5 protein-coding genes are annotated in these 6056 nt (G+C 28.3%); 3 read left to right on the top strand and 2 right to left on the bottom strand.

Going from position 1 to position 6056, the window contains the following annotated elements; all coding sequences use genetic code 11:
* Positions 1 to 187: 187 nt before the first annotated feature.
* Entirely contained in the window at positions 188 to 922 is a 735-nt protein-coding gene (locus PHC28_RS04715) for a hypothetical protein (RefSeq protein WP_300096832.1), read from the bottom strand.
* 46 nt (positions 923 to 968) lie between these two features.
* The gene (locus tag PHC28_RS04710) at positions 969 to 1997 is read right to left on the bottom strand and encodes a hypothetical protein (RefSeq protein WP_300096831.1); all 1029 of its coding nucleotides are present in this window, start codon (positions 1995 to 1997) and stop codon (positions 969 to 971) included.
* Between the two features lie 276 nt (positions 1998 to 2273).
* Between PHC28_RS04710 and PHC28_RS04705 the strand changes: the two genes are divergently transcribed.
* The 3 genes from PHC28_RS04705 to PHC28_RS04695 all read left to right on the top strand — a co-directional run.
* Positions 2274 to 2789 carry a sigma-70 family RNA polymerase sigma factor gene (locus PHC28_RS04705; protein WP_300096830.1) on the top strand — a complete coding sequence of 172 codons (516 nt, stop codon included), beginning with the start codon at positions 2274 to 2276 and terminating at the stop codon, positions 2787 to 2789.
* 51 nt (positions 2790 to 2840) lie between these two features.
* Positions 2841 to 3743 (top strand): FecR family protein, encoded by a 903-nt coding sequence (locus PHC28_RS04700; RefSeq protein WP_300096829.1) that lies wholly within the window; start codon positions 2841 to 2843, stop codon positions 3741 to 3743.
* Positions 3744 to 6056: TonB-dependent receptor (locus PHC28_RS04695; protein WP_300096828.1), on the top strand; the 2313-nt coding region annotated here is incomplete at its 3' end.

The following is a 6056-nucleotide window of genomic DNA, read 5'->3' as shown; positions in this document are numbered from 1 at the left end:
TATATGAAAGGCCTTGTCTAGTTTATCGCTTAAATTATCAAACATAAATGTAATTGTCTTTTATTGAGGTGCAAATATAAGCTAAAGTTGTAAAGTCACAAAGTTAGAAAGTTGTAAAATTCAGATAATATTCAATAAAAAAACCAGTCAAATTGACTGGTTCTTTTGAAATGATAATTTATAAGTTTTAGTCTTTATCGTCTAAATGAGTTTCATTTTCGAGTAAGTCTTTAAATTGATGTCCTATTGAATAATGTCCATCATCATTACCAGTTGTAATTTCAATTACTCCATCTCCGTCAGTATCTAATAATAAACCTTGATTTGCTAATGTTGTTAATTTTGCCATTATTGAATCAAGTTGCATTTTTATATTAAGCGCAATGCTATTGTCATTAACTGTAAAATCTTTAGACGGATCCATAAAATCCATTTCAAGTTCAATATCTTCAGCACTCCAAATAACAAATGGCTTGTCGTTAATAGTTCCTTTAATCAAAAAAGTTTTGCCTTCTAAATCTCCAGCAATAAGACTTTTAGTAAAATTAAATTTTATTTCTTCATATTTTGCATTGGGAACATCAACCGTAGTAATAAATTGACTCAAAGGTTTGTTTGGATCTAGTAAATCCAATAAAAAAGGTCCCATTAATTTTACATCTTCAAAAGAAGGATTGGTACTGTGCATAGCATCTTCCATATCTGTTTCCAATTTAATGTTTCCGATATTAACCTTAAAGTCAGTGATAACCACTGTTGACGCAGCTGTTCTCGCAGTTGAAGAAGTCTTGCCAGTTGAAGAAGTCTTGCCAGTTGTGGATATTGCGGAAGCCTTGATAGAGACATTACTCCCTGTAGAGGCATTATCCGAACAAGAACTTATTGCAATGGCAATTAAAACAAAAATTGAAATTTTTTTCATAATATTAATATTTAAAAAGGTTAAGTAAATTTGTATCTGTTTTTAATTAATTTTTTTCAAAATAGAGGTAATCATTTTCATTTAGACCATCTTCAGATCTAAAACGCAATTGGGAAATATTGAATTCAAATACTTTCCAATCTTCATCTAATTTCCCTAAAGCATCCAATTGAAATTTGATTGTAAACTCCCTAACTCCATTGTCAATTTTTGTTGACCAAGTCCCGTTATAAGTATTCCCTGATTTTGTCGCAATTACTGTAAAGTCAGAATTAAATGTAAATACATATCCATTATAATAAGAGGTTCGATTATTCTCGTTATAATAATAGGAAATTTTCCAAGAATTGGCTGTTATTGTTTGCATAAAATCAAGCACAACGACATTGTTTTCAGAACAATTATCTACTGCACTTTTGATTACATCTTCAAGTTGATTATTGGATGTAATTATTATATTTTGATCATTTTCATCCTTAACATTAATAGGATAGCTAATAGAAATATATTTGTCGACAGCTAAATTGGCAATAAAATTATACAAGGATAAATTATCATTAATTGAAATTGCACTAGCAATTTGATTATTAGAATCATAAACATTAACTACTATTGGATAAGAAATTGTTATGCAATTTATCTTTCCAAAATCATTTAAATTAGATTGGCATTCAGCAACTAAACTATTAAAATTAGTTTGATTTGCAATACTTTTTTCAGTGTAATCTTCAAAAGTTACTGTAATAGGAAAATGAATACTAACAATGTCATTATCATTAGTATTCGCATTAATATTATTAAGAACTAATTGATAATCACTTGAAGTATTTATAGAAATAGTAACATTATTCACAGTAACTGAATAAGGAAATTTTATCATAAAACAATTTGATTTGTCAATGATGTCATCTTGAGAAGTGTTTTTCATAGCCACCCTCTTAACGTCAGTCGTTAAAGGAGTAGTGCTCGAAATAGTTTCAAGAGTACTGTGCACTTCCTCTACTGAACTTGTTTGACAAGCAGTAACAAGAAAAAACAGAGTTAAAAAACTAGTATAATATTTAAAATGTTTCATATTTACCCCACGTAAAGTTTCAACAAATATATAAAAAAATAGAACCCAAAATATCCAAGCGATATTTAGGAAAATATCACTTGGAATATTGGTACTAATTAAAAAAAAATTTAATGCCTATCTACCCCAAACAGACATTAAAAAATTAAAACAAACTATTAGTCCAAATAAATTATTAAGAAAATATATTGTTCGATAATAAAACAATTATACCTTAAAATACCCTACCTAAATTTAAAAAATTATATATTTGTAGGCTAGAAATATTTAAAATAAATGACAACTAATTCATTTTCAGATACTTGTAACGAAATAGTTTTTTCAAACTTTTTTAAAACCCATATAAAGCCTCTTCGTAATTTTCTTTATTACAAATATGGAAACGAGGATCAGGCAGAAGATATGAGTCAGGAAGCATTCATAAAACTATGGCAAAATTGCGCTTCGGTACCTATCGAGAAAGCAAAGTCTTATATTTACACAATTGCCAATAATAGTTCCCTTAACGAAATCAAACATAAAAAGGTAGTCCTAGAATATGAAAATAATTTTTCTGGTCTAGACAAAACAAATGAAAATCCTGAATACATTCTTGAAGAAAAACAATTTAAAAACAAGTTGTTAAAAGCAATTGAAGATTTAAATGAAACACAGCGTGTAGCCTTTTTGATGCATCGAATAGATGGTAAAAAATATAATGAAATCGCCGATGAACTAAATATAAGTGTAAAAGCAGTAGAAAAGCGAATCCACTTAGCTCTAGTTGAACTAAGAAAAACAATAAAAATATAAAAGTAGGGTAAAGTAATCTTTATTTGTTCTATACTTATAAATAATAATGTGATGAAAAAAAATTACAATTTAGCAAAATGGCTTAATGACGAAATGACTCCTGAAGAGTTAGTTCAGTTCAAAGCTAGCTCTGACTTTGAAGAATATGAAAAAATAAAAAACTATACTGCTCATTTAAAAGTTACTGATTTTAATGAAAATAGAGTTTTAGAAAATGTTCTCAGTCACAAAAAAACTGCACCTAAAGTAATTCCGCTTTATAAAAACTGGATGTTTAGAGTTGCCGCTGTATTAGTTCTTGCTTTGGGAGTTACTTTTACAATACAGAATTTTTCGACAGAAACCCAATATGCTTCTAACGGACAAAGAACCACATTTTCATTACCAGACAATTCCGAAGTGGTTTTGAACTCCGGTACTGAAATTGAATATAAAAAATGGGGTTGGAACAATCATAGAAACCTCAAATTAAAGGGAGAAGCCTACTTTAAAGTTGCCAAAGGAAAGAAATTTGAAGTAGAAACTAATCTTGGAAAAATTGCAGTTCTTGGAACACAATTCAATGTAAAAGCAAGAAAAAATCGTTTTGACATTACTTGTTTTGAAGGAAGGGTAAAAGTAAATTACAAAGATAAAGAGATTATTTTAACTCACGGTCAAAGTGTTTCTTTTGAAAACGGAAACCAAATAAACTCTGGAACTAGCGTACAAAAACCAGAATGGCTTGAAAATCAAATTGCTTTCAATAAAGAAAATTTACAAAATATCTTAGATGAAATTCAAAGGCAATATAACATCACAATTGACGTTAAGACTGAGAGTCCAAATGAAGAATTATTTACAGGAAAAATACCTACAGATAATCTTGATATTGCCATAGAAATTATTGCAACTACCTATCATTTAGAACCGAAAAAAATTAATTCAAATAAAATAATTTTTGAAGGAAAATAAATGCTGTTGAAGAAACAACTTTATGTTTTATTTTTTTGCTTTGTTTTTGTCCTGAGTAGTAATGCTCAAGAGAAAAGCAAAGCAATTGCTTTAAAAACCATCCTACATTCAATAGAAAAACAACATCATATCAATTTTAACTACATTGATGGTGATATAATTATTTTTAAAATTGAGCCCCCAAAAAAGACACTAAATCTAAGTGAAAAATTAATTTATCTTAGACAAAAAACCAACCTCCTATTTGAAAATATAGATAATAAATTCGTTACTATCTCAAGCAAAAAAGTGTTAGAACTCGTATGTGGCTACGTATATTCAAAAAATGACAATTTGCCACAAGAGGATGTAAACATTCAGTTTATAAATGGTGATTATACTACAACGGATAAAAATGGCTTTTTTGAACTCTATAAAAAAAAATCAACCGCAATAGCTATTAGTCATATTGGTTTTGAATCAAAAAAAATTCCAATTCCTGAAAATCAAGATAAAGATTGTATGAAAATTTATCTTGATTTTGAAGTTTTAGAATTAGATAATGTAAGTACTAATCATTTTTTGGCTTCTGGAATTACAAGAACCGTCGATGGAACTTATTTGATACAACCAAAAAGGTTGGGAATATTACCCGGTTTAATTGAACCTGACGTATTACAAACTATGCTGCAAATTCCTGGAATTTATAGTGCCGATGAAAGTCTTTCCAGTATAAATGTAAGAGGTGGAACCCATGATCAAAACTTATTTTTGTGGAATGGAATAAAAATGTACCAAACGGGACATTTTTTTGGTTTAATCTCTGCCTTCAATCCTAACTTAGCCCATTCTATTACTATTTCAAAAAATGGAAGTTCCGCTTTTTATGGCGAAAGCGTTTCAAGTGTTGTTGATATCTCTTCGAATCCAAATAAATTTGAAAAAAACACTATCAGTGCTGGTATCAATATGATAAATGCCGATCTTTATTCGAAGTTTAATCTCAATAAAAAAGGATTCATTGAAATTGCAGCTAGAAAATCTATAACCGATTTAGTAAAAACTCCTACCTACGATAAATATTTCAACAAAGCATTCCAGAACACTACAATTACTAATTTTTCTAATTCTCAAAATATAGATTACACTAATGATGAGAAATTTAATTTTTATGATATTACCCTAAAATACTCTCAAAAAATTGGTCAAAAAAACCATCTAATATTAGATTTAATCACCATAGATGATCAACTTAAAGTTCTTCAAACAACAAAAACAGATAATGTAATCAAGTCTGAAAATAATGTTTTATATCAAAAAAACCATGGTGGAGATCTTATGTTTATACGAAATTGGAACACAGAGAACACAACCAAAATAAATATGTTTGTCTCCTCTTATGAACTTGATGCAGAAAAAAATAAAATACAAGATAATCAAAATGTCCGACAAGAAAATTTAGTCTTTGATACAGGTTTTAAATTAGAAAACAATCATAAAATAAATTCAAAATTTATAATTAATGATGGATACCAATTAAATGAAGTTGGAGTTACTAATTTAGATGAAGTAAATAATCCTATATTTTACAGAAGAATTAAAGAAGTAATACGAACACATGCATTAATTTTAGAAGGAAAATATAATGACAGTATTTCTAATTTATATCTCAATATTGGAGGTAGATTGAATTATATAGAACAATTTAAAAAATATATTGTAGAACCAAGACTGAAATTTAATTATAGCATTACACCCAACTTTATAGTAGAGGTTTTAGGCGAATTTAAAAGCCAAAACTGCCATCAGATTATTGATCAACAAAAAGATTATTTTGGAATAGAAAAAAGACGCTGGATATTATCAAACAACACTACAATTCCTATTCAAAAAAGCAAGCAAGCATCAATAAGTTTTACGTATCTTAAAAATAATTGGTTGTTTACAATAGATAATTATTATAAAAAAGTAACTGGAATCAACAGTTCAAGCCAAGGATTTCAAAACCAATTTGAATTTATGAAAATCAATGGTGGCTATGAAGTATATGGAACAGAATTACTGATACAAAAGAAGATAAATCATTTTATTACTTGGCTCAGCTATGCTTATAACGACAATAATTATCTCTTTTTAAATGAAGATTTAGGTAACGAAGTAAATCCAGGCCAACCTGATTCAGACATAGATCAAACTCAATTTTCAAATAATTTCGAATTAAAACATTCCGTTTCTTGGGCTGGAACTTATGAATTAAATAAACTAAAAATAGCATTAGGCGCAAAATGGTATTCAGGAAGACCAGAAACAACTCCTTCGAGTTTTGACATCAAT

Origin of the sequence: Flavobacterium sp. (assembly GCF_028712645.1) — a bacterium.
In the GTDB taxonomy this organism is placed as follows: Bacteria; Bacteroidota; Bacteroidia; order Flavobacteriales; family Flavobacteriaceae; genus Flavobacterium.
This window is presented reverse-complemented; position numbering and strand designations above follow the sequence as displayed.

Excerpts from the sequence above, each read along its gene's own strand:
- PHC28_RS04715 (WP_300096832.1), bottom strand. The coding sequence starts at position 922 with ATGAAAAAAATTTCAATTTTTGTTTTAATTGCCATTGCAATAAGTTCT.
- PHC28_RS04710 (WP_300096831.1), bottom strand. The coding sequence starts at position 1,997 with ATGAAACATTTTAAATATTATACTAGTTTTTTAACTCTGTTTTTTCTT.
- PHC28_RS04705 (WP_300096830.1), top strand. The coding sequence starts at position 2,274 with ATGACAACTAATTCATTTTCAGATACTTGTAACGAAATAGTTTTTTCA.
- PHC28_RS04700 (WP_300096829.1), top strand. The coding sequence starts at position 2,841 with ATGAAAAAAAATTACAATTTAGCAAAATGGCTTAATGACGAAATGACT.